Here is a 24,676-nt window from a genome sequence, read left to right as displayed (position 1 = left end):
GGTTAGTGTGCACTAACTCGATTCCCGATGTTAGCGAGCGTTAACCGAGATGGCAAGCAGCCCCGCCCCCGTGCCCGAGGCACCGGCAGCGCTCACCGAGCGCGGCCGCCAGAAGGCCGACCGTCGCGCCGCCATCCTCGCCGCCGCGGCGACGCTCTTCGCCGAGCGCGGCTATGCGGGCGTCACGATCGAAGACCTCGGCACCGCCGTTGGCGTCTCCGGCCCCGCGGTGTACCGGCACTTCCCCGGCAAGGCCGCGGTGCTCGCCGCCATCCTCGAGGGCGCGAGCCGGGCCCTCCTCGACGGGGCCGAGCGGGTCCTCGGCGAGGCATCCGGCCCCGACGACGCGCTGCGCGCGCTCATCGCCCACCACGTCGACTTCGCGCTGGGCGAGGCCGACGTCATCCTCGTGCAGGACCGCGAGCTCGAGCAGCTCGACCGCGGCGCCCGTCACGAGGTCCGCCTCCTCCAGCGCCGGTACGTCGAGAACTGGGTCGACGTGCTCTCCAGACTCCGGCCCGATCGGGCCGAGGCGGAGCTCAGGGTCCGGGCACACGCCGCCTTCGGACTCCTGAACTCCACTCCGCACAGCGCCCGCATCCCCGGGCGCCGACCTGCCGAGGGCATCGTCCGCGGCATCCTGGAGGAGATGGCATGGGCGAGCCTCATGTCGTGACGCTGCGCGCGACCCGCGTCGGCGATCTCGATGCACTGTTCCTGATCGAGCAAGACCCCGTCGCGGTCGAGATGGCCGCGTTCACGCCGCCCGACCCGGGCGATCGGGCGATGTTCGACGCCCATTGGCGACGACTCTTCGACGATCCGGGCATCGACGCCCGCACCGTCCGCGTCGACGGCGACATCGTGGGCAGCGTCGCCCGCTGGTTCGACGAGGGCACGCCCGAGATCACCTATTGGATCGACCGTGCGTACTGGGGCCGCGGCATCGCGACCCGTGCGATGCGCCTCTTCCTCGACACGCTCGGCGAGCGCCCCGTGCGCGCTCGCGTCGCAGCCGACAACGCCCGCTCGATCGCGGTGCTCGAGCGGCTCGGATTCGAGCAGGTCGGCACCGAGACGGGGTTCGCGAACGCACGCGGCACCGAGATCGAGGAACGCGTCTACCAGCTCGGCTGATCGGCGCGGGCGGATGCCTCGCGGGCGTGCCGACCACCGGTCCGGCCCGACTGCGGCGAACCCCGAGCCCCGGCCGATCGCGTGCCGCGCAGTTCGCGACGACTGCCGGGCCGCGCGCCCTGCCCGTCAGTTGCCGGGCCGCGCACCCTGCCCGTCGGCGAGCGCGTCGATCCGGCGGGCGAGCTCGACGTCGCGCGAGGTGACGCCGCCCACGTCGTGCGAGCTCAGCTCGAACTCGATGCGCCCCCAGCCGAGCCGCACGTCGGGATGGTGGTTCAGGGCGTCGGCGACCGCAGCGACCTCGTCGAGCAGCTCGACCGCGCTCGCGAAGTCATCGGTGCGGTAGGCGCCGTCGATCCGGTCGCCGGTGTGCACGAACGCCGTTCCCGCCAGGTCGTCGGCGGTCTCGGCCGGGGTGAGGATGCGCCGCGGGTCGTTCATGCTGCCATCATCCTCCGGGCGACGACCCGCCGGTAGGGGTGCGGTCCCACCCGGTACCGAACCCGGGTGCCCGCCGCGGATCGCACGACGGAACGGCGAGCCGCCGCCGATCTCCCGAGTTCGGTACCGGCCGTCACATCATGGTCAGCGCGCGACCCGGCTCGCGCAGGATCGCGCCGATGTCGGCGAGGAACCGCGAGCCCTGCGCACCGTCGACGAGTCGGTGGTCGAACGAGAGGCTGAGCGTCATGACCTCGCGCAGCGCGATCTCACCGCGGTGCTCCCACGGCTGGCGTCGCACGGCCCCCATCGCGAGGATCGCCGCCTCACCCGGGTTGAGGATCGGCGTGCCCGCGTCGATGCCGAACACGCCGATGTTGGTGATCGAGATCGTCCCGCCTGCGAGGTCTGCGGGGCTCGTGCGCCCTGCGCGGGCGGTCTCGGCGAGCGCGGTGATCGCGTCGGCGAGCTCGAGCAGCGTCAGCTCGTCTGCGGCCGGAATGTTCGGCACGACGAGTCCCCGATCGGTCGCGGCGGCGATGCCGAGGTTGACGCCGCCGAACTGCACGATCTCCTGCGCGTCGTCGTCCCACCGGGCGTTGACGTCGGGCGTGCGGCGAGCGGCGATGCAGAGCGCCTTCGCGACGACGGCGAGCGGGGTGACCCGGTGCGACGCGAGCGCGCGGTCTTCGCGCAGGCTGCGCACGAGCTCCATCGTCTCGGTGACGTCGACGGTGAGGAACTCGGTCACGTGCGGCGCGGTGAAGGCGCTGCGCACCATCGCCGCCGCGGTGTGCTTGCGCACGCCGCGGATCGGGATGCGCGTCTCCGCCGGGCGGTCGGCACGGCCGCGGGCCGCCGCGGCGGGCACTGCGCCGACGGCACCGGCCGCGGGAGCCGCGACCCCGGGCGAGGACGCCGCGCGCTCGACGTCGTCGCGCGTGATGAGCCCGCGCGGGCCGGTGCCCGCGATCTGTTCGAGGTCGACGCCCAGGTCACGGGCGAGCTTGCGCACCGGCGGCGTCGAGCGGGGTCGCTCGGGCCGCTCCCCCGCCTGCGCGGGCGCTTCGGCGGCGGCCGGCCCGGTCGTCGCCTCCGCCGACGTCGCGGAGGGCGTGCCGGTGCGTGCCGTCGCCGCCGCGGAAGCGGCACCGCCCGGCGCGCGGCGCGCACGCCGCTTCGGGCCGCCCTCGTCGCGCGCACCGTAGCCGACGAGCGTGGGCTCGGGGGCATCGGAGGTCGAGGCGCCCGACTCGGAGGCATCCGCCGCCCCGACCGGTTCGCCGTCGTCGATCGGTTCACCGGTGTCGCACGAGAAGAGCGGCTCGCCCACGTTGACCGTCTCGCCCTCGGCGGCATGCAGCGCGGTGATGACCCCCGCGTACGGCGTCGGCAGTTCGACGACGGCCTTCGCGGTCTCGACGTCGGCGACGATCTGGTTGAGCTCGACCCGGTCGCCGACGGCGACCCGCCAGGCGACGATCTCGCTCTCGGTGAGGCCCTCGCCGAGGTCGGGCAACGGGAAGTCGCGGATCATCGTCGTCATGCCTCCACTCCGCTCAGCGAGTTCGGACGGCCGAGCACCCGGTCGACCCCGTCGAGGATGCGGTCGAGGTCGGGCAGGTGGTGCCGTTCGAGCTTGGCCGGCGGGTACGGGATGTCGTGGCCGGTGACGCGCACGGGCGCCGCCTCGAGGAACTCGAAGCACCGCTCGGTGATCGACGCCGCGATCTCGGCGCCCATGCCGCCCTGCTGTCCCGCCTCGTGCGCGATCACGAGGCGTCCCGTCCGACGCACCGACGCCTCGACGGGTGCGTAGTCGATCGGCGCGAGCGAGCGCAGGTCGATGACCTCGATCGAGACGCCGTCTTCCGCCGCCGCCGTCGCCGCGTCACGGGCGGTCTGCACGAGCGCGCCGTACGTGACGAGCGTGACGTCGTCGCCGCGGGTGAGCGTCGACGCGACGCCCATGGGCGGTGCGTCGGCGAGGCTCGCGTCGAGGTCGACCTCGCCCTTCACGTGGTAGCGGCGCTTCGGCTCGAAGAAGAGCACGGGGTCGTCGCTCGCGATCGCCTGGCGGATCATGAGGTGCGCGTCGGCGGGGTTCGAGCACGCGACGACGCGCAGGCCCGCCGTGTGCGCGAAGTACGCCTCGGGCGACTCCGAATGGTGCTCGGCCGCACCGATGCCGCCGCCGAAGGGCACGCGGATCGTGATCGGCATCTTCACCGTGCCGCGCGAACGGTAGTGCAGCTTGGCGACCTGGGCGACGATCTGGTCGAAGCCGGGATAGATGAAGCCGTCGAACTGGATCTCGACGACGGGGCGGAATCCGCGGTACGCGAGCCCGACCGCCGTTCCGATGAGGCCCGCCTCCGACAGCGGCGAGTCGACGACGCGGTGCGCGCCGAACTCCGCCTTCAGCCCGTCGGTGACGCGGAACACGCCGCCGAGCGTGCCGATGTCCTCGCCCATGAGCACGACCTTCTCGTCGTCGGCGAGCGCGTGGCGCAGCCCCGCGTTGAGGGCCTTCGCAAGGGTCAGCTGAGTCATCGAGCGCCTCCTTCAGAGCCGGATGCCTCGTGGCTCGCGTCGTCGAACATCGCGAGGTAGCGGGCGTAGTGGTCGCGCTGGCGGTCGAGGTGGCTGTTCGGCTCGGCGTAGACGTGGTCGAACACCGACATGGGTTCGGGGTCGGCGAGCGTCGTGATCGCCGCGCGCAGGTCGGCGGCGACGCGGTCGGCCTCGGCCTGCGCGTCGCGCTGCAGGCCCTCGGCGTCGACACCCGAGGCCTCGAGGAACGTCAGCACGCGCGCGATCGGGTCGCGCTCGCGCCATTCGGCGAGCTCGGGCTCGGTACGGTAGCGGGTCGGGTCGTCGGCGGTGGTGTGCGGGCCGATCCGGTAGGTGACGGCCTCGATGAAGGTCGGCCCTTCGCCGCGGCGGGCGCGATCGAGTGCGATGCGCGTCGCCGCCAGGACGGCGAGCACGTCGTTGCCGTCGACGCGGATGCCCGGCATGCCGAAGCCGTCGGCGCGACGCGCGAGGGGCTGCTTGGACTGCAGTCCGACCGGCTCGGAGATCGCCCACTGGTTGTTCTGGCAGAAGAACACGACGGGGGCGTCGAAGCTCGCGGCGAACACGAGCGCCTCGTTGACGTCGCCCTCGCTGGTCGCGCCGTCGCCGAAGTAGGCGATGGCCGCGGTGTCGGTGCCCTCCCAGCGGGCTCCCATCGCGTAGCCGGTGGCGTGCAGCGCCTGCGCGCCGATGATGATCTGCGGCACGGCCATGTTGTGCTCGTAGGGGTTCCACCCGCTCGCGGCGGTGCCGCGCCACACGCTCAGGAGCTCGGCCGGCTGCACATCGCGCACCCAGGCGACGGCGTGCTCGCGGTAGCTCGAGAAGACGAAGTCGTCGCCGCGGAGGGCGCGCGCCGACCCGATCTGGGCGGCCTCCTGGCCGGCCAGCGGGGGCCACAGGCCCAGTTCGCCCTGGCGTTGCAGGGCCGTGGCCTCGGTGTCGAGCCGGCGCACGACGACCATGTCGCGGTACAGCCGCGCGAGCACATCGAGGTCGATGTCGCGGACCCACGGGTCGTGGACGTCGTCGCGCACGCGCTCGCCCGTCGGGGTGATCAGCTGGACGAACGGATCGGGGCGCGTCAACAGCCCCGTGGCGTCTCGGTCGGATGGGGTCATCGTCGATCCTCGCTTTCGGCGGACCCGCTTCGTGGGCAGCCCGCACCGGCCGCTCTGCCGGATACGGCGAGCATACGTCGATCGGTCACACCGCTCAAGCATGCACCGATCGCTTGAGCATGTTGCCAAGTCGAAGCCGAGCGATGCGTGCTATCGTCTGGCGATATGACCGGTTACGACGCCGTCGATCGCGCCCTGCTCTCGGCGCTCGCACCCGACCCGCGCGCCACGGTGGTCGCCCTCGCCGATCGGCTCGGCCTGTCGCGCAACACCGTGCAGGCGAGGATGGCGCGGCTCGAGGCATCCGGGGCGTTCCTCTCGTTCGAGCGCAGCATGGACCCCACGCCGCTCGGCTACCCGCTCGAGGCGTTCATCGCCGTCCACGTCCGGCAGAAGCTGCTCGGCGACGTGGTCGACCGCATCGCCGAGATCCCCGAGGTCATCCAGGCGCACGGGCTCTCGGGGTCGATCGACCTGCTCGTGCGCGTCGTCTGCCGAGATGCGCACGACCTGTTCCGCATCGACGGCGAGATCCTCGCGGTCGACGGCGTCGAACGCACCGAGACCTCGCTCGCGATGGGCGAGCTCATCCCCTATCGACTCGGACCGCTGCTCACCTCGGGGAGCTGACCGATGCACGTGGCGGTCGTGAGATGCGAGCGGCTCCCGAGCTTCGTCACGTGGCGCATCCCCGACGTGGAGTCGCTCTTCGCCGACGACCACCGGCTGCTCGAGGCGCTCCGCGAACGCGGCGTCGACGCCGAGGCCGTCGCCTGGAGCGACCCGACCGTCGACTGGAGTCGCTACGACGCCGCGGTGCTGCGGAGCACCTGGGACTACGTCGACCACGTCGACGCGTTCCTCGAGGCGACCGACGGGATCGCGCACTCGGGGTGCCTCCTCCTCAACCCCGTCGACGCGGTGCGCTGGAACGCCGACAAGCGCTACCTCGACGACCTCGAGCGCATGGGCGTGCCGATCGTGCCGGTCGTGCGCGGGCGACGGGTCGATGCGGCACGGGTGCTCGCCGCGGTCGACGACGCCGGCTGGGACGAGCTCGTCGTGAAGCCGGCGATCGGAGTCGGCGGGTCGGGCGTCGTCCGCACGACGGCGAGCGACCTGGCCGCGATGCTCGAGGCGCTCCCGCACGACGCCGAGGTCATGGTGCAGCCGTTCGCCGCATCGATCGTCGCGGAGGGCGAACTGTCGTTCGCGTTCCTGGGCGGGACGCACAGCCACGTGCTGCGCAAGCGCCCGGCCGCCGGCGACTTCCGCGCCCATGGCATCTACGGCGGGTCGATCGAGCGCGTCGTTCCCGACCCCGACGACCTCGCCGCGGTCGAGGCGATGCTCGCAGTGCTGCCGTTCGACCTCCTGTACGCGAGGTTCGACGTCGTCCGGTTCGGCGGCTGTCTCGGCGTGCTCGAGCTCGAGCTCATCGAGCCGATGCTGTACCTGGATCTCGCTCCAGGCAGCGCCGGACGCCTCGCCGAGGCGACGATCGCCCGGCTCGGCACCGACCGGGACGGAGTTGCAAACGATTGATTGCAAACAAACTCTTGCAAAGCTTTCTTTGCAGCGCTATCTTTGCAACATGACGACGACACCGGAGAACTTCGAGGACCAGCCGAGCAGCACCCGCCACCCCGGCATCGACCATGTGCTGTCGACCTCGGCGCTGAAGTCGCTCGCCCACCCGTTGCGAGTGCGCATCTACGACGAGCTGTCGGCCTACGGCCCGCTCACCGCGAGCGGGCTCGGCGAACGACTCGGCGAATCGAGCGGGTCGATGAGCTACCACCTGCGCCAACTCGAGCGGTCCGGCCTCGTGCGCGAGAACACCGCTCGCGGCAAGGGTCGCGAACGCTGGTGGGAGCGGGTGCCCGGTTCGGTCGCCGTTCCCGACGCCCGCTCGCTGCCGCCGGGCAGCGCCGAACGACTCGCCGCCAAGCTTGTCGAAGACGAGTGGATGCGCACACGCGAGCAGAACTTCCGCGACTTCGTCACCGAGGGCGACCAGATCTTCGACGCCGAATGGCTCGACATCGCCACGAGCGACACGATCAACCTCCGGCTCACCGCCGAGCAGCTCGGCGCACTCGTCGCCGAGCTCGACGTCGTCTTCATGAAGTACGGCGACCTCTACAAGCTCACCCCGTCGCCGGGCTCGCGCCCGGTGCAGATCCACCTCAACGCCTTCCCGCTCGTGCGCGGGCAGGTCACCGACGACACCACGACTCCGAAGGAGCGATGATGACGAACGCAACCCTCTCTCCCCTCTCTCCCGGCGCCGGCGCCCTCGCCGCACTCGCTGTGCGCGGCGGGCTCGGCCTCGCGAGCTGGGGTCTCCGGCTCGCGAGCCGGCGCAACGACCGCGAACGCCAGCTCGACCGGCTCGAGGCGCGGACCGCCGCCCGCAGGGCGCTGGCCGAGCGCGACGCGCTCACGGGCCGCGCCACGACCCGCCTGCTCTGAGCCGGCTCACGCGCCGCGCCGGGAGTTCGGCGATCGCCACGACTTCGGAGCGAGGCATCCGCATCGTTCCGAATCGGTGCGGATCACCGAAGCGGCGGCGGCCGGCCTCCCCCGGCCGTGAACGACGGATGCCCCGCCCGAATGGATCGGGCGGGGCATCCGCGTGCGTGCTGGGTGCGATTACGCGTCGGCACCCTCGGCGGGAGCCTCGGCGTGCTCGCCGGTCGCGCCGCGACCCTCGGAGTCCGCGTCCTCCTGCAGCACCGGGGCGAGCGAGAGCTTGCCGCGGTCGTCGATCTTCGTGATCTCGACGAGGATCTTCTGGCCGACGCCCAGAACGTCTTCGACGTTCTCGACGCGCTTGCCGCCGGCGAGCTTGCGCACCTCCGAGATGTGGAGGAGGCCGTCCTTGCCGGGCAGCAGCGAGACGAACGCACCGAACGCGGCGATCTTCACGACCGTGCCGAGGAACTGCTCGCCGACCTCGGGGTTGGTCGGGTTGGCGATCGCGTTGACCTGGGCGCGGGCGGCCTCGGCCGAGGGGCCGTCGGTCGCGCCGATGTAGACGGTGCCGTCCTCCTCGATGGAGATCTCGGCGCCGGTCTCGTCCTGGATGGCGTTGATCGTCTTGCCCTTCGGGCCGATCAGCTCGCCGATCTTGTCGACGGGGATCTGCACGCTGATGACGCGCGGCGCGGTGGGCGCCATCTCGTCGGGCGCGTCGATCGCGGCGTTGAGCACGGCGAGGATCGTCGTGCGGGCGTCCTTCGCCTGGGTCAGCGCGCCGGCGAGCACCGACGCGGGGATGCCGTCGAGCTTCGTGTCGAGCTGGATCGCGGTGACGAACTCGCTCGTGCCGGCGACCTTGAAGTCCATGTCGCCGAGGGCGTCTTCGGCACCGAGGATGTCGGTGAGCGCCGCGTAGCGGGTCTCACCGTCGACGGTGTCGGAGATGAGGCCCATCGCGATACCCGCGACGGGGGCCTTCAGCGGCACGCCCGCGTTGAGCAGCGAGAGCGTCGACGCGCAGACCGAGCCCATCGAGGTGGAGCCGTTCGAGCCGAGCGCCTCCGACACCTGGCGGATCGCGTAGGGGAACTCGTCGCGCGACGGCAGCACCGGCACGAGGGCGCGCTCGGCGAGGGCGCCGTGGCCGATCTCACGACGCTTCGGCGAACCCACACGACCCGTCTCACCCGTCGAGTACGGCGGGAAGTTGTAGTTGTGCATGTAGCGCTTCTTCGTCACCGGCGAGAGCGAGTCGATCTGCTGCTCCATCTTGAGCATGTTCAGCGTGGTGACGCCCAGGATCTGGGTCTCGCCGCGCTGGAAGATCGCCGAGCCGTGCACGCGGGGCACGACCTGCACCTCCGCGTCGAGCGGCCGGATGTCGGCGAGGCCGCGACCGTCGATGCGGACGCCCTCTTCGAGGACGCGCGTGCGCATGACCTTCTTCGTGACCGACTTGTATGCGGCCGACACCTCGGCGATGGCCGACTCGGGCAGCTCGCCCGCCTCGACCTTGGCCGCGATGTGCTCCTTGGTGCGCGCCTTGAGGGCGTCGTCGGCGTCCTGGCGCTCGACCTTGCCGGCGATCTGGTAGACGTCCTTGAGCTCGGCGCCGGCGAAGGCCGCGACGGCCTCCTTGACCTCGGGCTGGTAGGGCGGGAACGTCGGGTAGTCGGCGACCGGCTTGGCGGCCGTCTTCGCGACCTGGAGCTGCGCCTCGACGAGCTGCTTGATGAAGGGCTTCGACGACTCGATGCCCTGCGCGATGACCTCTTCGTTCGGCTTGACGGCGCCGCCCTGGATGAGGTCCCACGCGTTGTCGGTCGCCTCGGCCTCGATCATCATGATCGCGACGTCCTGCGAGCCGTCGGCCTCGGTCACGACGCGGCCGGCGACGACCATGCTGAACACGGCCTCCTCGAGCTGCGAGTGCTTCGGGAACGCGACCCACTGGCCGTCGATGAGCGCGACGCGCACACCGGCGACGGGGCCCGAGAAGGGCAGGCCCGAGAGCTGGGTCGAGAGCGAGGCGGCGTTGATGGCGAGCACGTCGTAGAGCTCGTCGGGCTCGATCGCGAGCACCGTGACGACGACCTGGACCTCGTTGCGGAGGCCCTCGACGAACGAGGGGCGCAGGGGGCGGTCGATGAGCCGGCAGGTGAGGATCGCCTCGGTCGAGGGGCGGCCCTCGCGACGGAAGAACGAGCCGGGGATGCGGCCCGCGGCGTACATGCGCTCTTCGACGTCGATCGTCAGCGGGAAGAAGTCGAAGTGCTCCTTCGGCTGCTTCGAGACGCTCGTCGCCGAGAGCAGCATGGTCTCTTCGTCGATGTACGCGACGGCCGAGCCCTGCGCCTGCTGGGCGAGGCGGCCGGTCTCGAAGCGGATGGTACGCGTGCCGAACTTGCCGTTGTCGATGACGGTCTCGGCGAACGTGATTTCAGGACCTTCCAAGAGGCCTCTCCTTTGTTTAACGTCGCACCCCGTGTGGGCGCGACTCGTACGAAGGAGCAGGAACAGGCATTACGAATCGCAAGAGCTTGCGTTCACGCTGGCCACCAGTAGAAGTCCACCGATGCGTGCTCGGTGATCCACCACAGGGGACCAGCTTCCTGCCGGCCTGCTCCAGACGGCACCCGCGACGAATCGCACGGGTGACCGCCTGCCATGCTAGCAGAGCGAGCATTTTGAGGCCGTGAACTGCGGATGTCGCGTGGTCGACGCTCCGGATCGTGCTCGCCGCTCCTCCGCTCGTGGGGCATCCGCCGCGACATCCATGCCAGACTCGAACCCATGGCATCCGACGACGCGAAGCCCGCGGGCCCTACCGACGAGACCAAGCGCAAGTTCCGCGAGGCGCTCGAGCGCAAGAACAAGGCATCGAAGCAGCGCGAGGGCGAGGCGCACCTCGACGGCGGCGGCCAGGCGCACGACGCGCACGGCCCCGCCTCGCACAAGCGCGAGTTCCGCCGCAAGAGCGGCTGACGCGGGCCCGCACCGGTCAACCCCTCGCGGTCGCGCGCCGTGAGGCGGATGATGGGCGGTACGCCGATGGAATCGAGGAGGAACCCATGTCTTCCGTCGCACGAGTCACCACCATCACCGTCCGCTCCGAGGTGAGCTTCGACGACGCGGTCGCCGCGGGCGTCGCCCGCGCCGCCGAGACGCTTCGCAACGTCAGCGGCGCGTGGGTCAAGGAGCAGAAGGTCGAGGCGGCCGATGGCCGCATCACGGCCTGGTCGGTGACGCTCGAGGTCACCTTCGTGCTCGACGACTGAGCGTCGACGCCGCGGGCCGGCACACGAGCCGGCGGGGGCGCAGCCGCGCCCCCGCCGGGTCCGTGCGTGCCGATCAGACCGGTGAGCCCGAGCTGAACGTGCCCTTCAACATGATCGAGGCACCGCTCGTCAGGTCGTCGACCCTGACATTCGACCAGGTCACCGCGGTCAACGTCGACGTCTGGCCGTTCGGGCAGTCGAGCACGTCGGCCGCCGCGGGCGGCGACAGCGTCAGCGATCCGACGAGGTTGCCGTTCTTGCCGGCGGTGAAGACCCCGCTCTCCGAGACGTCCTGCGAGATGGTCGTCTTCTTCGGATCGCTCGGGTTGTTGCCCCCGCCGTTGATGCACTGGTACGTGGCGTCGAGATGCGCCGTCGCCTGGACGGTCTCGATGGAGCCCGACGACAGGCCGGCCTCCTTGAACTGGACGACGAGGCTGGTCCCGTCGGCCGACGCGCTCGTGGCGCTCTTGATGAAGTGGGGGCTGCCGCCCGCCATGGCGGGGCCCGCGCCGACGAGCACGAGCGCCGCAGCGGCGGCGAGTGCGGCCATGGCCTTGCGAATCAACATGGTGGATCCTTCCGATCGGGTTTCGAAACCGGTGACCCGGCCGTCGTCGACCCGCGAGACCTCGTGACCCGCCCCGATCGGAATGCGCGTGGCGTTCGCGGCCCTCCGGCCGCGTCCCGATTGCAAGGCTACCGCCGCCAGGACGGTCGCACGAGTGATATCGAGAATCTCTCACCTTGCTTCGTGGGATTCCAAAGGAATCACGGCGCGACCAGCGTCTTCAGTGCCTTCCCTGATGCCTCGCCGCGAACGCCGTCCTACGCTGTGCGCGGCCCGCCCGTCGACGGGCCGCGGCTGGGACGAAGGAGTCCGCGATGTCCGATGCGACGGTGCCGCACGACTACGTGAAGCTCGTGCTCGATCCTGCCCGGCCCCGCGGGCGCGACGGCGACCTCGAGTACGGCGACTTCCCGTACCCGGCCGGCACCGACGCCGCACCCGGCCGGCACGGGCCGGCCTCGGTGCCCGACCCGAACCCGCGCGTGTACCTGCCCGAGGGCGCCCGGCCGTTCCATTCGCGCGGCCTGCGCGTCGCACTCGCGATGAAGGGCGGTGTCAGCCTCGCCGTCTGGATCGGCGGGGCCGTCGCCGAGCTCGACATCCTCCGGCACATCCGCATCTACCGAACGGAGTCCGACCCGGCGGCGCAGGCGCTGCTCATCGACCCCTCGGACACGGCTCCCGATCGAAGCCTCGTCGAGCGGGCCGATCTCTACGCCCGGCTCCTGTACTCGCGCGGATACGACCGCGTCGAGTTCGACGTGCTCGCGGGCGCGAGCGCCGGGGGCCTCAACGCCGTCATGTACGCGGTCGCCCAGCGCGCCGGGGTCGACGTCAACGGCCTCCTGCCGGTCTGGCTGCGCGCCGGGTCGGCGTGGAGCCTGCTGCAACCCGGCAAGCCGGCGGCGTTCGACTCCGTGTTCCGCGGCGACGAGTACTTCTGGAGCGAGCTCACGAAGGAACTCACCGACATCGGCCGCCCCGCCGACGGCGAGATCCCGACATCCGGCCGGCGAGCGCTCATCGCACCGCACGTCGTCGTCGACCTGTCGGCGACGCTGATCGACGGCCGTGACACGAGCGAGCGCAGTGCGGCCGAAGGCCACGCGCACTTCCGCTTCGTCGGCACCGACGGGGACCCGGTACCCGACCGGGCCGTCCCGAGGGTCGACCGGCTCAACGATCCCCGCAACGTCCGATTCGACCGCGACGTACGACGGATCGCGTACGCGGCGCGCACGACCTCGTCGTTCCCCGGCGCCTTCGAGCCCGCGCTCATCTACTCGAGCGACGACGCCCTGGCCGCACCCGACGTCGTGACGAACCCGCCCGACATGCGCAACGTGTTCAGTGCGCATCGCGTCGACGGCGCGCACCATCCCTTCCGCGTCGTCGACGGCGGCGTGCTCGACAACATCCCGATCGACCGGGCGCTGCGGGCGGTGCGCAACATCCCGGCGAACGAGCACGTGAACCGGGTGCTCGTCTACCTCGACCCATCGCCGAAGGAGACGTCGCACTGGCTCATCCGAGCCAATCGGTACGAGGGACCCGTTCCCGAGCTCCCGCCCGATCCCCGCACCGAGCGGCAGGATCCGCTCTCCAGGTTCCTCTCACCCATCCTCGCGGCGGTGCGGAAGCGCGCGAGCGGTGAGAACGGCGAAGACGAGATCGACGGCGTCGATGCTGCACGCACCTCGCAGATCGTCGCGAAGGGTCGTGGCGCACTGCTGGCCGTTCGACTCGACACCCGCCCCGCGACCGGCTCCGACGGCGCAGCGACACCGGACGAGCTCGCGTACGCGAGCATGCGCTCGGCGACCGATCTCGAGCTCCTCCGCGACGTGCTGACCCGCCCCGGCGAGTGGGCACTGGGCACCGACCTCCTCGAACGTCCGCCGCACCGCGCGCTCGACCGCCTCGACATCGGCCGGTTCGCCCCGGTGCTCCGCTCCGTCATCGGCGAGTTCGTCGCCGACGGCATCGACGGCGTGCCGCCCGACGCGATCTCGAAGGGCGCGCAGGCGCTCGTCGACGCCGCGTTCGCGTGCCTCGCGTGGGTGAGGGCCATCGAGGACCACGCGTTCCGCTCGATCGGGCTCGCCGAGCTCGACGCCGTGCTCGGCGACCGTCCGGGCACCGCCGACCGCACTCGCCAGGCCGTTCGGGAGGCGCTCTACGCCACCCTCCGGCGCGCGCGCGACTACCGCGACGCAGCGGTCTCCGGGGTCGTCGACGAGGTCGACGGGATGTCGCGCCAGGAGCATTCACTCACTCCCGAACGTGCCCGCGACCTCGCCGTCGCGTGGCTCGCCGGCAATGCGGCATCCCCGCGCGGCCGCGACGCACTGTGGGCGGAGCTCGACCGCATCGTCGGCTGGCTGCAGCATGCCGGGGTGGAACTCGCGAGCGATCGGTCCACCCGGTGGTCGGACTCGCCGTGGCACCGCTTCCCCGCGCCCGGCGAGCGCATCGTGCTCGCGCGCGAACTCCCGCTGATCTTCGGCGGCAGCGGCATTCCGCTGCCCGATTCCACGATCCGCTTCCACACGATCGGCTCGGACACGCAGCCCGCCAGGGTCGGTCACTTCCGCACGCTGCTCGACGCACAGATCCTGGAGGGGTACCGTGCGGTTCTCGCGAAGGACCCCTCTCAGCTCGATCGCGAGACCGTCGCGCGACTGCTCGATGACGGCGCACTCCGCTCGACCTCGAAGCTGGCGGGCCTCCGGATCGCCGCCTTCGCGGGGTTCATGAGCCGTGCGTGGCGTCGCAACGACTGGTGGTGGGGCCGCCTCGACGCCGCGGCCGGGCTCGTCCGGCTGCTCGACAGCATGGAGGCCGCGCCGGCGCCCGACGGCACGGATGCGACCGACCAGGGCCCCGACCGGCCGGCCGCCGACCCTCCGCGCGGCGCGCTCGACGTCGACGACGCCGTCGAGCGCGTACAGGACGCTCTCCTCCGGCAACTCGATCGCGATGCCGGCGCGCGCCCCTACGCCGATGCGGTGTCGTCGGGCGAGCCCGACGGCATCCGCGGGCAGTTCGTGCGCGGCGCCCAGGACATCGAGGCGCTCGGCTCGGGCTATCGGCTCGCTCTGGCCTCGCGAACGGTTCGGACGGTCTCGGCCGCGATGGTGCGCGGAAGCGGCGGCGGTTCGCCGACGCGGTTGATGCACTGGCTGCTTCGACCACTGCTCGTCCTCGTCCCGACGCTGCTGTCTCCACCGCGACTCGTCCTCGCATCGGTGATCATCGCCTGCGGCGTGCTGCTCACCTGGCCGCAGCTCGACAGCACGCTCGAGCCCTCCGCGACCATCGGCGACAGCGGCGCGTTCATCGCCGTCGTCACGGCGGCGCTCGTCGCGTTCGTCGTGCTGCGGCTCGTCTCGAGCGCCCGGGCGCACCGGGCGCACGCCCGCATCGTCGCCGATGTGACGAACGCGGACTCGCGTCAGTTCGCGGTGATCCACCATGCCGAACGGCGGTCTCGGCCGGTGCGGGCAGCGCTCGTCGTGCTCGCCTTCGGCTTCATCGGCCTCTTCGTGCTCGCCTGCCTCTACTACCCGCTGTGGGGCGTCCCGTTCTGGGTGACGCTCCTTGCCGCAGTCGCGGTGGCCGAGATCGCAGGCAGGCGCCTCCGCACGGTTCCCTCGGCCCGCCCCTCACGGCCCTGGCGCTGGGTCGTCGCCGTGGTGCTCAGTGCGGCCGCCGTGGCCGTGACCGCCCAGCTCGCCGTGGTCCTCAGCAGCATGGCGACGAGCCTCGATGCACCGTGGTCCGGCATGCTCCCGGGGGCGACGGCGGCCGCCGTCGTCGCGGCGGCGCTCGCCGCCACCCTGTTCGCGCAGGCGATGCGGTGGCGACAGCTGATCGCGGTCGTGCTCGTGGCCGGCGTGCTCACCGCGCTCGCCGTGGCGCTGACCGGATGGATCTTCGAATCGATCTCGCAGTTCGACGCACTCGACGTCGACACGGGCACGAACGCGTTGGTCGACGGCGCGCTCCGCCCCGAGGTCGAGGCGGCGGCCGGCCTCGAGGCGCTCCAGACCGCCATCGCGTTCCTCGTCTCCGCGTGGGTCGCCGGGACGGTGCTCTGGTGGGCGCCCTGGTTCCGCGGCATCGAGACCGGGCCGGCGGCGAAGCCGCACGACGGCGTCTACGACCTGACGCCGGGCTCGCTCGTGGATCGTCCGCACGACGCCGACGGCGAGCGCCGGGTCGAACGCCGCGACCACGGATCGCGTCGGCCGCGCCCGGCCACGGCGCCCGACCGGCCTCGCGAGCACGCGGAGCCGGTCGGGGTTCAGGAGGAGACCGCTACTCCCCCGCCAGTCCGCCGATGAGGTGACCGAACGGCCGGTCGAGCTGGAAGGGATCGTTCACGAGCTGCGAGCGGTCGGTGCGCTCGACGAGATCTGCGAACTCCTCCGCCCCGCGGAAGATGCGGTCGGGCAGGGAACGCACGCCGTCGCCGTCGGAGCCGCCCCAATCGCTCGTCGCCGCGAAGACGCCGGTCGTCACCGGCACCGCGTGCAGGTAGGTGAACAGGGGGCGGATCGCGTAGTCGATCGCGAGCGAGTGCCGCGGCGTGCCGCCGGTCGCACCGATCAGCACGGGCAGGTCGGTGAGCGCCTGCGGGTCGATCACGTCGATGAACGACTTGAAGAGCCCGGCGTAGCTCGTGGTGAAGATCGGCGTGACGGCGATGAGGCCGTCGGCCGACGCGACCGCGTCGAGCGCCTCCTCGAGCTTCGGCGGTGCGAACCCGAGCAGCAGGTGGTTCGTGATGTCGTGGGCCAGCTCGCGCAACTCGAACGTGCGCACCTCGGCCTCGACGCCGCGCTCGCCGAGCGCCGCCACGGCGTCGGCGGCGAGCCGGTCGGCGAGCTGACGGGTCGAGCTCGGCGTCGACAGGCCGGCCGAGACCACGACGATCTTCTTGGCGGTCATCGCGCCACCCCCTGACGGGTCGCGGCGGGCCCGAAGGCCGACCCGGACTGCCGCGCGGCCGTCGCGTCGACATCGGTGTCCTGGTAGGGCGAGCCGACGGTGAGGTTGTCACCGCGGTTGGCGTTCGGCGTCGCCTGGCGAGGCGCCTCGTCGCCGTACTTCGCGCGCACGAGCGACGCGTGCGTCGGGGCATCCGGCACCTCGGCCGGGCGGTCCTTCGCGAACTCCTCGCGCAGCACCGGAACGACCTCGCCGCCGAGCAGGTCGAGCTGCTCGAGCACCGTCTTGAGCGGCAGCCCCGCGTGGTCCATGAGCCAGAGCTGGCGCTGGTAGTCGCCGACGTAGTCGCGGAAGCCGAGCGTCTTGTCGATGACCTCCTGCGGGCTGCCGACGGTGAGGGGCGTCTGCTGGGTGAACTCCTCGAGGCTCGGCCCGTGCCCGTAGACCGGCGCGTTGTCGAAGTACGGACGGAAGTCGCGCACCGCGTCCTGCGAGTTCTTGCGCATGAACACCTGCCCGCCGAGACCGACGATCGCCTGCGCGGCAGTGCCGTGACCGTGGTGCTCGTAGCGCTGGCGGTACAGCGCGATCATGCGCTGGGTGTGCGACGCGGGCCAGAAGATGTGGTTGGCGAAGAAGCCGTCGCCGTAGAACGCGGCCTGCTCGGCGACCTCGGGGGTGCGGATCGAACCGTGCCAGACGAAGGGGGGCACCCCGTCGAGCGGGCGCGGCGTCGAGGTGAAGCCCTGCAGCGGGGTGCGGAACTTGCCCGACCAGTCGACGACGTCCTCGCGCCACAGGCGGTGCAGCAGTTCGTAGTTCTCGACCGCGAGCGGCAGGCCCTGGCGGATGTCCTTGCCGAACCACGGGTAGACGGGGCCGGTGTTGCCGCGGCCGAGCATGAGATCGGCGCGGCCGCCCGAGACGTGCTGGAGCATCGCGTAGTCCTCGGCGATCTTCACCGGGTCGTTCGTCGTGATGAGCGTCGTCGCGGTCGACAGCTGAAGCGTCGAGGTCTGCCCGGCGATGTACGCGAGGGTCGTCGTCGGCGACGACGACCAGAACGGCGGGTTGTGGTGCTCGCCGAGCGCGAAGACGTCGAGGCCGACCTCTTCGGCGTGCTTGGCGATCGTCACCGTGGCCTGGATGCGCTCGGCCTCGGTCGGCGTGCGACCGGTCGTCGGGTCCTGGGTGATGTCGCTGACGGTGAAGATACCGAACTGCATGATGCTGCTCCTGGGCTCATCTGGTGATGCGTCAATTCTATGCGTTTGCATACATCGGGTCCAACGGGTGTCATAGCCACGGTATTCCCGATCGGCCCGATCGTTCGCGCGGCGATACACTCGGCCTGATGAGCACGATTTCGGTCGTCATTCCGAGTCTCGACGATGCGGAGTTCCTCGCCGCGTGCCTGAGGGCGATCTCGGCCCAGACCCGCGCCGCCGATGAGGTGATCGTCGTCGACAACGGCTCGACCGACGACACGGCGGCCGTCGCGCGCGCTGCCGGCGCACGGGTGCTCGTCGAGCCGCACCGCGGCATCTGGCCGGCGACGGCGACCGGATTCGACGCCGCCCGTGGCGAGATCCTGGCCCGCCTCGACGCCGACTCGGTGCCCGCACCCGACTGGCTCGCGGAGATCGAGCGGCGCATGTCGGCGCGCGACCGGCCGACCGTCGTCACGAACGGCGGCACGTTCTACGGACGCACCGCGCTCGTGCGCTGGATCGCGCGCAACATCTACATCGGCGGCTACTTCACCGTGATCGGCGCGCTCCTCGGCCACCCGCCCATCTTCGGTTCCAACTACGCCATGCGAGCCGACGCGTGGCGGCGCCTCCGGCACCTCGTGCACCGCGACCGCGCCGACGTGCACGACGACCTCGATCTCGCGTGGTGGATGCAGCCCGGCATGACGGTCGTGCGCGACCGCGGGCTCGCGGTCGAGGTGTCCGCGCGCCCGTTCGACAGCGCGGCGGGGCTCTGGCGCCGGGTCCGCATGGCGTTCCACACGATGTCGGTCGAGTCCCGCGAGTGGCCGCCGCTCACGCGCCGTGCCGAGCGACGCCGGGCTCCCGCCTGGGTCTGGGAGGCCCCCGGGCTGCGCGAGACGGCCGTCGACCGCGACACCGACGGCGACGAGGCCCTGCCGGCCTGACCACGGGCGGCGCGAGGATGCCTCGACGCGCCCCGCACGAGGCATCCCGTTCACCGGCCGTCGACCGGCCCGCTCGCGTCGAACAGTGCGAGCATGTCGCGCACGAGCTGGTGCGGCGCGGTCTCGCAGGGGCTGTGGCCCGTCGGGTAGGCGGCGAACCGGGCGCCGAGCTCACGGGCCGACCGCTCGTGCAGCTCGCGCGGCCACAGGTCGTGCTCGCCGACCGCGACGAGCTTCGGCACGGGCGTCGCGGCGAGTTCGGCACGCACGTCGGGGGTCGCCATCATGAGGCCGATGATGTCGTCGACGCTGTCACGGCGAGTGAGCGCGAACCGCTCGCGCACGAAGGCGAGCCGGCCGGGCGGCACCCTGTTGAGGTTGTTGCGGATGCCCCAGAGCATGAGCGCGGCGCCCTGCCGCGGCGTCGTGAACCCGCTCAGCGCGCCGATCCGCTTCACGCCGCGGAACGCCTGTCCGGGTTCGGGCGGCGAGCTCAGGAGCGTCAGGCTCGCGAACCGGTCGGGTCGCTCGAGCAGGGCGAGGCCCGCGAGCGTGCCCGCGAAGCTGTACCCGAGCACGTGCGCCGAGCCCGCCCCGTCGTCGAGGACCGCGATCAGGTCGTCGAGGAAGAGGCGCTGATCGTAGCGGGCGCGCGGCGGGTCGACGTTCCACGGGCCGGCCTCGAACGACTGGTACTGGCCGGCCAGGTCGTAGGACTCGACCCGGTAGCCCGCCGCTGCGAGCAGCGGCATCATGAGGACGAAGTCCTCCTTCGACCCCGTCGCCCCCGGCACGAGCACGACGCGGCGGCCGTCAGGCGGACCCAGCGCGATGCGGGCGAGCCGGCCGCTCGGCCCGGCGAAGTCGGTGCGCTCGGTGCCGGGCGGGAGCACGTGCCAGTCGATGTCGGGCAGCGCCTCGTCGAGCACCCTCGCCTCGTCGATCGCCGCCACGACCATCACGATAGTGGCTCGGCGCCCGCTCAGACTCGTCGCCTAGGCTGGAACGATGGCTACCGTGGCGCTCACCCTGGACACCTTCGAGAAGACCATCCTCGAAGGCGGCACCGTCTTCGTCGACTTCTGGGCGGCGTGGTGCGGCCCGTGCCGTCAGTTCGCGCCCAACTACGAGGCGGCCGCCGAGGCGAATCCCGACCTCGTGTTCGCGAAGGTCGACACCGAAGACCAGCAGCAGCTCGCCGCGGCGATGAACATCACGTCGATCCCCACGATCATGGCCTTCAAGGACGGCATCGGCGTGTTCGCCCAGGCGGGCGCGCTGCCCCGCCCGATGCTCGACGAGCTCGTCTCGCAGGTGCGCGCGCTCGACATGGACCAGGTGCGCGCCCAGCTCGACTCCGAGGAGGACGGCCGGGCGACGGGTACCGACGGCGTCTGACGTCCGATCGGCGGCTCAGCCCGCCTCCGGCGTGCTCGTCGTCGCGGGCACCGCGTGTTCGAGCCCTGACAGGTCGAGCTCGACGCCGAACGGGCGTGCGGCGCCGGTGATGCGGGCCGGCACCCGCACGTAGCCGCCGCGACGGGCGAGCGCGTCGAGCCGATCGCGCCAGTGCTCGTCGATCGCCTCGCCGAGGAATCCGGCGTGGCGGGGCCGGTCGCCGCCGACGAGCTGGACGCCGATGCGGTACCGCCGCGACAGCCATCGATTCGCCCGCGGCACGAGGACCGCCGGCTGGTCGGGCCCGCCGTGCAGTCGCGCGAGCTCGATCGCGGGCTGGTGCCTGCGGACATCGGCCACCGGTGCGACCGCGCGCACCTCGCGTTCGAGGTGCGGTGCGTCGACGAGTTCGAGCCCGTCGAGGGTCGCGAGGTCGCCCCACTGGTCGGGGTTGGTCGAGCGGCGACGCACGAGCCCGGCGACGACCCAGCCGATCGCGGCCACGAGGGCGATCGTGAAGGGCCAGAACAGCCATGGCGGCGACTCGGGGCGGATGGCGCTCGTGGCGATGAGCAGCACGACGACGACGAGGTACGGCAGCGGCTCCCAGGCGAGCAGGGGCTTCCGGCGGGGCGCAGACACGCCCTACAGGCTATCGCGGGATGCCTCGGAGCCGGGTTCAGCGGAGTGCGTCGAGCCGGCCCGCGACCTCGTCGAGCACCCGCTCGTCACCCGCGTAGATGCCGTCGGGCCGCGGCCAGTGCGCGACGACGTCGGTGAAGCCGAGTTCGCGGGCGCGCCCGACCGCCTCTTCGAAGGCACCGACGCTCGCGAGGCTCAGCCGCGCCTCCGAGTCGAGCGAGAGCGTGCGCGCGATCGACGCGCGCGCCCGCCCGGCCGCGTCGCACGCCGCATCGAGCCGCTCGACGAGGCGGGCGACGCCCTGCCACCAGGCATCCGTGCCGTCGTCGTCGCCGCCCGTGGTGATCCAGCCGTCGGCGACGGCGGCTGCGAGCGCGAGCCCGCGCGGGCCGTTCGCGGCGAGGTGCAGCGGCATGCGCGGTCGCTGGGCCGGTTCCCCGACCATGCGGGCGCCGTCGGCCGTGAACCACTCCCCCGCGAACGAGATGCCCTCGCTGCCGGGCTCCTCGAACCGGAGCAGGCGGTCGAGGCCGTGCACGAACTCCTCGAACCGGTCGGCGCGCTCGCGGGGCGTGAGCTGGGGCTGTCCGAGCACATGGGCGTCGAATCCGGTGCCGCCCGAGCCGACGCCGAGCAGCACGCGGCCGCCCGCGATCTGGTCGATGGTCGCGATGTCCTTCGCGAGGGTGACCGGGTGGCGGTAGTTCGGATGCGAGACGAACGTGCCGAGGCCGATGCGCTCGGTGACCATCGCCGCGGCGGTGAGGGTGGGAACGGTGGCATGCCATCGTTGGCCCGCGAGACTGCGCCACGCGAGGTGGTCGTAGGTCCAGGCGTGGTCGAATCCGTAGGACTCGGCCGCGCGCCAGTACCGGGCGGCGTCGGGCCAGTCGAACTGGGGCAGGATGACGATGCCGAATCGCATGGCGCCAGCCTAGGCCGCTCGATGCGGGTGCGGGGCGGGGTCGCTCGCGCGCCCGTCGGCAGCGGGCGGCGCTGCGCGCCGGCCTTCGACGACCGGCAGGGAGGCCGTCACCGGCACCGGCTCGGCCCCGAGCTCGACCGCCGGGACTCCCCGTGCCTCCGGCCGCTCGAGCTTGACGCACACGATGCCGCCGAGGATGAGCACCCCACCGAGGATCTGCAGCGGACCGAGGGCCTCGCCGAGCAGGATCCAGCCGGCGATCGCGGCGAACACGACCTCGGAGAGCCCGAGGAAGGAGGCGAGCCGCGAGCCCAGCATGCCGATCGAGGCGATGCCGGCGGTGTAGGCGAACGCCGTCGAGACGAGACCGACCGCGATGAGCGGGACGAACCACGGTGCCTGCGCGCCGAGGAACGCGACATCGGCGGTCGTCGCCTGCATCGGGAGCAGTCCGGTCAGGCCGGCGACCGCGAGGGCGACGGCGCCGACGACGAAGCCGGCGGCGATGAGCGCGACGGGCGGCAGCTGGTCGGCCGCCGTCTCGCCGATCGCGTAGTAGACGCAGACGCCGATCATCGCGAGCGCGGCGAAGGCGAGCCCGAGCGGGTCGAGGCCGCCGCCCCCTGGGCCGATCACGAGCACGAGGCCCGCGAGCGCGAGCACCGAGCCGGCCAGCACGACCCGCTGCGGCGTACGCCGCGTGCGCAGCCATGCGAACAGGACGAGCGCGATCGGGGCGAGGTACTCGATGAGCAGCGTCATCGACACCGGGATGCGCTCGAGCGAGGCGTAGAAGAAGAACTGCACGCCGGCGACGGCCACGAGCCCGTAGAGGAGCACGGTCCACTTGGCGCGCCACAGCGGCCGCAAGTCCCCGCGGAGCGCGATGAGGCCCGGGACGGCGAGCAGGAGCGCGGCGATGGAGATGCGCGCGAGCACCGCCGCGCCGGGCGACCAGCCGGCTTCGAGCAACGGTTTCACGAACACGCCGCCGATGCCGAACGAGAGCCCTGCCGCGAGTCCGAGCGCGATGCCGAGCACCCCGCGTCGTCGTGACGTCATGTCGCCTCCCAGCCCGATCGTCGCCGCCACCCTGCGTGTCGCCGCAAAGGCTGCCGCGTCATGAGTGAAGACCGTTATGCTCGTGACAGTACCCCTCACCCAGGTCAGGAGTCAAATGATTTTCACCGATGACACCGTCGCAGCGCTCGAGTTCATGGCGGCCCTCGCCGACACCGTGCCCGGCGCGTCGGAGTCGGGCGACGACGAGCTCGCGACGACGGCCCGGCTCACCGCCCTCATCGCGGCGTGGCAGTACTCGGGCCGGCACGACGGCGACACCCGCGAACTCGACGAGGTGCGCGAGGCTCGCGAGCGGCTGCGCGCACTCTGGGGCCGGCCGCGCGACGAGGTCGTCGACGAGGTGAACGCGATCCTCGAGGAGGCGCGCGCCCTCCCCCGCCTCGTGCGCCACGACGGCTCCGACTGGCACATCCACGCCACCTCGCCCGACGCGCCGCTCGCCGAGCGCATGCTCGTCGAGGCGGCGATGGCGCTCGTCGACGTCGTGCGCGCCGACGAGACCGCCCGGCTCCGCGAGTGCGCCGCCGACGACTGCACCGGCATCTTCGCCGACCTCTCGAAGAACGCCTCGCGGCGCTACTGCAGCACGCGCTGCGGCAACCGGATGGCGGCGAGGGCGCACCGGGCGCGCAGCGCCTGAACGGCGAGCCGAGCCGGCCGTCGGATCTGCGGCATCACCACGAGGCATCCCGACATGACGAAGGCCCCCGCCGATTCGGCGGGGGCCTTCGCAAGAAGTTCGCGGTGTCGTCGAGAGCCGCGCGGACTGCCGTGCTTAGCGGCGCAGCCCGAGACGCTCGATGAGCGAGCGGTAGCGCGCGATGTCGACATCGGCGAGGTAGCCGAGAAGACGACGGCGCTGACCGACGAGGAGCAGCAGGCCACGACGCGAGTGGTGGTCGTGCTTGTGCTCCTTCAGGTGCTCGGTGAGGTCCTTGATGCGCTTGGTGAGCAGCGCGATCTGGACCTCGGGGGATCCAGTGTCACCGGGGTGCGTCGCGTACTCTTCGATGATCGCCTTCTTGACGTCTGCTTCGAGTGCCATAGATGGGATCCCCTTTCTTCTCGTTGCGCGCTGCCCGGGGCGGGATGCCTGGGCTCTCTTGATGCGCGGCCGGTTTCACGGCAACCTCAATACTCTAGCAGAGCGGATGCCTCGGGGCCGACCACCCAGCACGACGCGGAGCGCGTCCGAAGTTCAGTCGAACGGCCGCTCGAGCAGGGTGAGCGCCGCGTCGACCGCCTCGGCCGGAGTGCCGTCGCCGCTGCGCGCCCACCAGCGCATCGCACTGAAGCCCGTCGTGACGTAGAGGTCGGCGAGCAGGTGCGCCCGAAGCGACGCCGGGTCGCCCAGGTACGGCTCGAGGAGTTCGTGCACGGCGCCGAACTTCGCCAGCCCGTGGGCGAGCACCGCGGGGTACGCATCGATGATGCGCAGGCGCTGCCGCGTCACCTCGATGAGCTCGGGCGGGAACTCGGCCATGGCGACGTAGGCGCGATGGAGGGCGGCGATGGACGCACGTCCGCCCGCCTCCGACGCGCCGCCGCCGCCGCCGGCGGCCGGGGACCGGTCGGCCGCCGGCGCGATCGCCGACTCGAACCGCGCCAGGGCCTCGTCGAAGCCGCCCCAGACGAGGTCGGGCTTCGACGGGAAGTACCGGAAGAGCGTACGGCGGCTCACCCCGGCGGCGTCGGCGACGTCGGCCATCGTGACCTCGTCGAACCCGCGCTCCGCGAAGAGGGCGAGGGCGATCGACGCGAGCGCATCGGCGTCGACCTCGATCGGGCGCCCGCGGGCCGCACGCGAGGACCCGTCGCCGGTCGGGCGGGCGTTCGGGGAGGCATCCATCGTCACACCGCCATTCTCGCGTGCCCGGGGTCGCATGGGGAACATTTTATGACACT

The 24,676-nt window shown here is 71.8% G+C and carries 26 protein-coding genes; 12 read left to right on the top strand and 14 right to left on the bottom strand.

Going from position 1 to position 24,676, the window contains the following annotated elements:
* Positions 1-49: 49 nt before the first annotated feature.
* Complete coding sequence (locus tag PX701_RS14925) at positions 50-676, top strand: TetR/AcrR family transcriptional regulator (RefSeq protein ID WP_231431334.1); 627 nt, start codon at positions 50-52, stop codon at positions 674-676.
* Entirely contained in the window at positions 655-1,137 is a 483-nt protein-coding gene (locus PX701_RS14920) for a GNAT family N-acetyltransferase (protein WP_231431335.1), read from the top strand. The genes PX701_RS14925 and PX701_RS14920 overlap by 22 nt, the downstream gene beginning before the upstream one ends.
* A 126-nt stretch (positions 1,138-1,263) precedes the next feature.
* On the opposite strand, the gene PX701_RS14915 is transcribed toward PX701_RS14920, so the two are convergent.
* The 4 genes from PX701_RS14915 to pdhA all read right to left on the bottom strand — a co-directional run bounded on the left by PX701_RS14915 (position 1,264) and on the right by pdhA (position 5,276).
* On the bottom strand, positions 1,264-1,578 hold the full coding sequence (locus PX701_RS14915; RefSeq protein ID WP_231431336.1) for a 4a-hydroxytetrahydrobiopterin dehydratase: 315 nt from the start codon (positions 1,576-1,578) through the stop codon (positions 1,264-1,266).
* 133 nt (positions 1,579-1,711) lie between these two features.
* On the bottom strand, positions 1,712-3,115 hold the full coding sequence (locus PX701_RS14910; protein WP_275506806.1) for a dihydrolipoamide acetyltransferase family protein: 1,404 nt from the start codon (positions 3,113-3,115) through the stop codon (positions 1,712-1,714).
* Positions 3,116-3,120: 5 nt separating this feature from the next.
* Positions 3,121-4,131: an alpha-ketoacid dehydrogenase subunit beta gene (locus PX701_RS14905; protein WP_231431337.1), complete on the bottom strand. Its 1,011-nt coding sequence runs from the start codon at positions 4,129-4,131 to the stop codon at positions 3,121-3,123.
* Positions 4,128-5,276, bottom strand: a complete 1,149-nt coding sequence (gene pdhA, locus PX701_RS14900) for a pyruvate dehydrogenase (acetyl-transferring) E1 component subunit alpha (RefSeq protein ID WP_275506734.1) — start codon at positions 5,274-5,276, stop codon at positions 4,128-4,130. Before pdhA ends, PX701_RS14905 begins: the two co-directional genes overlap by 4 nt.
* 165 nt (positions 5,277-5,441) lie before the next feature.
* Here pdhA and PX701_RS14895 point away from each other — a divergent pair, with 165 nt between their 5' ends.
* The 4 genes from PX701_RS14895 to PX701_RS14880 are packed head-to-tail and all read left to right on the top strand — an operon-like array spanning position 5,442 to position 7,751.
* Positions 5,442-5,906: an Lrp/AsnC family transcriptional regulator gene (locus tag PX701_RS14895; RefSeq protein WP_231431339.1), complete on the top strand. Its 465-nt coding sequence runs from the start codon at positions 5,442-5,444 to the stop codon at positions 5,904-5,906.
* A 9-nt stretch (positions 5,907-5,915) separates the two neighbouring features.
* The gene (locus tag PX701_RS14890; protein ID WP_275506733.1) at positions 5,916-6,821 is read left to right on the top strand and encodes an ATP-grasp domain-containing protein; all 906 of its coding nucleotides are present in this window, start codon (positions 5,916-5,918) and stop codon (positions 6,819-6,821) included.
* A 49-nt stretch (positions 6,822-6,870) separates the two neighbouring features.
* Complete coding sequence (locus tag PX701_RS14885) at positions 6,871-7,530, top strand: ArsR/SmtB family transcription factor (RefSeq protein ID WP_231431341.1); 660 nt, start codon at positions 6,871-6,873, stop codon at positions 7,528-7,530.
* Complete coding sequence (locus tag PX701_RS14880) at positions 7,530-7,751, top strand: hypothetical protein (RefSeq protein WP_231431342.1); 222 nt, start codon at positions 7,530-7,532, stop codon at positions 7,749-7,751. Before PX701_RS14885 ends, PX701_RS14880 begins: the two co-directional genes overlap by 1 nt.
* 180 nt (positions 7,752-7,931) lie before the next feature.
* On the opposite strand, the gene PX701_RS14875 is transcribed toward PX701_RS14880, so the two are convergent.
* Positions 7,932-10,214: a polyribonucleotide nucleotidyltransferase gene (locus tag PX701_RS14875; protein ID WP_231431343.1), complete on the bottom strand. Its 2,283-nt coding sequence runs from the start codon at positions 10,212-10,214 to the stop codon at positions 7,932-7,934.
* Between the two features lie 339 nt (positions 10,215-10,553).
* Between PX701_RS14875 and PX701_RS14870 the strand changes: the two genes are divergently transcribed.
* Together PX701_RS14870 and PX701_RS14865 are read left to right on the top strand one after the other, a co-directional pair.
* Positions 10,554-10,745: a DUF5302 domain-containing protein gene (locus PX701_RS14870; RefSeq protein ID WP_231431344.1), complete on the top strand. Its 192-nt coding sequence runs from the start codon at positions 10,554-10,556 to the stop codon at positions 10,743-10,745.
* Positions 10,746-10,831: 86 nt separating this feature from the next.
* Entirely contained in the window at positions 10,832-11,038 is a 207-nt protein-coding gene (locus PX701_RS14865) for a dodecin family protein (protein WP_231431345.1), read from the top strand.
* 73 nt (positions 11,039-11,111) lie between these two features.
* Here the strand turns inward: PX701_RS14865 and PX701_RS14860 are convergent, their stop codons facing one another.
* Positions 11,112-11,609 carry a hypothetical protein gene (locus PX701_RS14860; RefSeq protein WP_231431346.1) on the bottom strand — a complete coding sequence of 166 codons (498 nt, stop codon included), beginning with the start codon at positions 11,607-11,609 and terminating at the stop codon, positions 11,112-11,114.
* 314 nt (positions 11,610-11,923) lie between these two features.
* On the opposite strand from PX701_RS14860, the gene PX701_RS14855 reads away from it, so the two are divergent.
* Entirely contained in the window at positions 11,924-15,955 is a 4,032-nt protein-coding gene (locus PX701_RS14855) for a DUF3376 domain-containing protein (protein WP_275506732.1), read from the top strand.
* On the opposite strand, the gene PX701_RS14850 is transcribed toward PX701_RS14855, so the two are convergent.
* Both PX701_RS14850 and PX701_RS14845 read right to left on the bottom strand, forming a co-directional pair.
* Positions 15,930-16,562 (bottom strand): FMN reductase, encoded by a 633-nt coding sequence (locus tag PX701_RS14850; RefSeq protein WP_231431348.1) that lies wholly within the window; start codon positions 16,560-16,562, stop codon positions 15,930-15,932. The two genes, PX701_RS14855 and PX701_RS14850, sit on opposite strands and share 26 nt — an antisense overlap.
* A complete protein-coding gene (locus PX701_RS14845; protein ID WP_275506731.1) occupies positions 16,559-17,788 on the bottom strand; it encodes an LLM class flavin-dependent oxidoreductase in 1,230 nt (409 codons plus the stop codon). Before PX701_RS14845 ends, PX701_RS14850 begins: the two co-directional genes overlap by 4 nt.
* A gap of 128 nt (positions 17,789-17,916) precedes the next feature.
* On the opposite strand from PX701_RS14845, the gene PX701_RS14840 reads away from it, so the two are divergent.
* Positions 17,917-18,723 (top strand): glycosyltransferase family 2 protein, encoded by an 807-nt coding sequence (locus PX701_RS14840; RefSeq protein WP_231431350.1) that lies wholly within the window; start codon positions 17,917-17,919, stop codon positions 18,721-18,723.
* A gap of 50 nt (positions 18,724-18,773) precedes the next feature.
* Here the strand turns inward: PX701_RS14840 and PX701_RS14835 are convergent, their stop codons facing one another.
* Positions 18,774-19,682, bottom strand: a complete 909-nt coding sequence (locus PX701_RS14835; RefSeq protein WP_374201167.1) for an alpha/beta fold hydrolase — start codon at positions 19,680-19,682, stop codon at positions 18,774-18,776.
* 49 nt (positions 19,683-19,731) lie between these two features.
* Between PX701_RS14835 and trxA the strand changes: the two genes are divergently transcribed.
* Entirely contained in the window at positions 19,732-20,121 is a 390-nt protein-coding gene (trxA, locus tag PX701_RS14830; protein WP_231431352.1) for a thioredoxin, read from the top strand.
* Positions 20,122-20,136: 15 nt separating this feature from the next.
* Here the strand turns inward: trxA and PX701_RS14825 are convergent, their stop codons facing one another.
* From PX701_RS14825 to PX701_RS14815, 3 genes are read right to left on the bottom strand one after another with little or no spacing between them, the layout of a single operon-like run.
* A complete protein-coding gene (locus tag PX701_RS14825; RefSeq protein WP_275506730.1) occupies positions 20,137-20,763 on the bottom strand; it encodes a hypothetical protein in 627 nt (208 codons plus the stop codon).
* A gap of 37 nt (positions 20,764-20,800) precedes the next feature.
* Complete coding sequence (locus PX701_RS14820) at positions 20,801-21,688, bottom strand: LLM class flavin-dependent oxidoreductase (RefSeq protein WP_275506729.1); 888 nt, start codon at positions 21,686-21,688, stop codon at positions 20,801-20,803.
* A 9-nt stretch (positions 21,689-21,697) separates the two neighbouring features.
* Entirely contained in the window at positions 21,698-22,750 is a 1,053-nt protein-coding gene (locus tag PX701_RS14815) for an EamA family transporter (protein WP_231431355.1), read from the bottom strand.
* Between the two features lie 115 nt (positions 22,751-22,865).
* Here PX701_RS14815 and PX701_RS14810 point away from each other — a divergent pair, with 115 nt between their 5' ends.
* Positions 22,866-23,411, top strand: coding sequence for a CGNR zinc finger domain-containing protein (locus PX701_RS14810; protein WP_231431356.1), 546 nt, complete (start codon positions 22,866-22,868; stop codon positions 23,409-23,411).
* Positions 23,412-23,546: 135 nt separating this feature from the next.
* Here PX701_RS14810 and rpsO read toward each other — a convergent pair whose 3' ends face one another.
* Together rpsO and PX701_RS14800 are read right to left on the bottom strand one after the other, a co-directional pair.
* The gene (rpsO, locus tag PX701_RS14805) at positions 23,547-23,816 is read right to left on the bottom strand and encodes a 30S ribosomal protein S15 (RefSeq protein ID WP_231431357.1); all 270 of its coding nucleotides are present in this window, start codon (positions 23,814-23,816) and stop codon (positions 23,547-23,549) included.
* A gap of 153 nt (positions 23,817-23,969) precedes the next feature.
* The gene (locus tag PX701_RS14800; protein WP_275506728.1) at positions 23,970-24,656 is read right to left on the bottom strand and encodes a TetR family transcriptional regulator; all 687 of its coding nucleotides are present in this window, start codon (positions 24,654-24,656) and stop codon (positions 23,970-23,972) included.
* Positions 24,657-24,676 lie beyond the last annotated feature (20 nt).

It is taken from the genome of Agromyces chromiiresistens, assembly GCF_029167465.1.
GTDB classification, from domain to species: Bacteria; Actinomycetota; Actinomycetes; order Actinomycetales; family Microbacteriaceae; genus Agromyces; species Agromyces chromiiresistens.
Note: the sequence above shows the minus strand (reverse complement) of the source record. Positions and strands in the feature narration are given on the sequence as shown.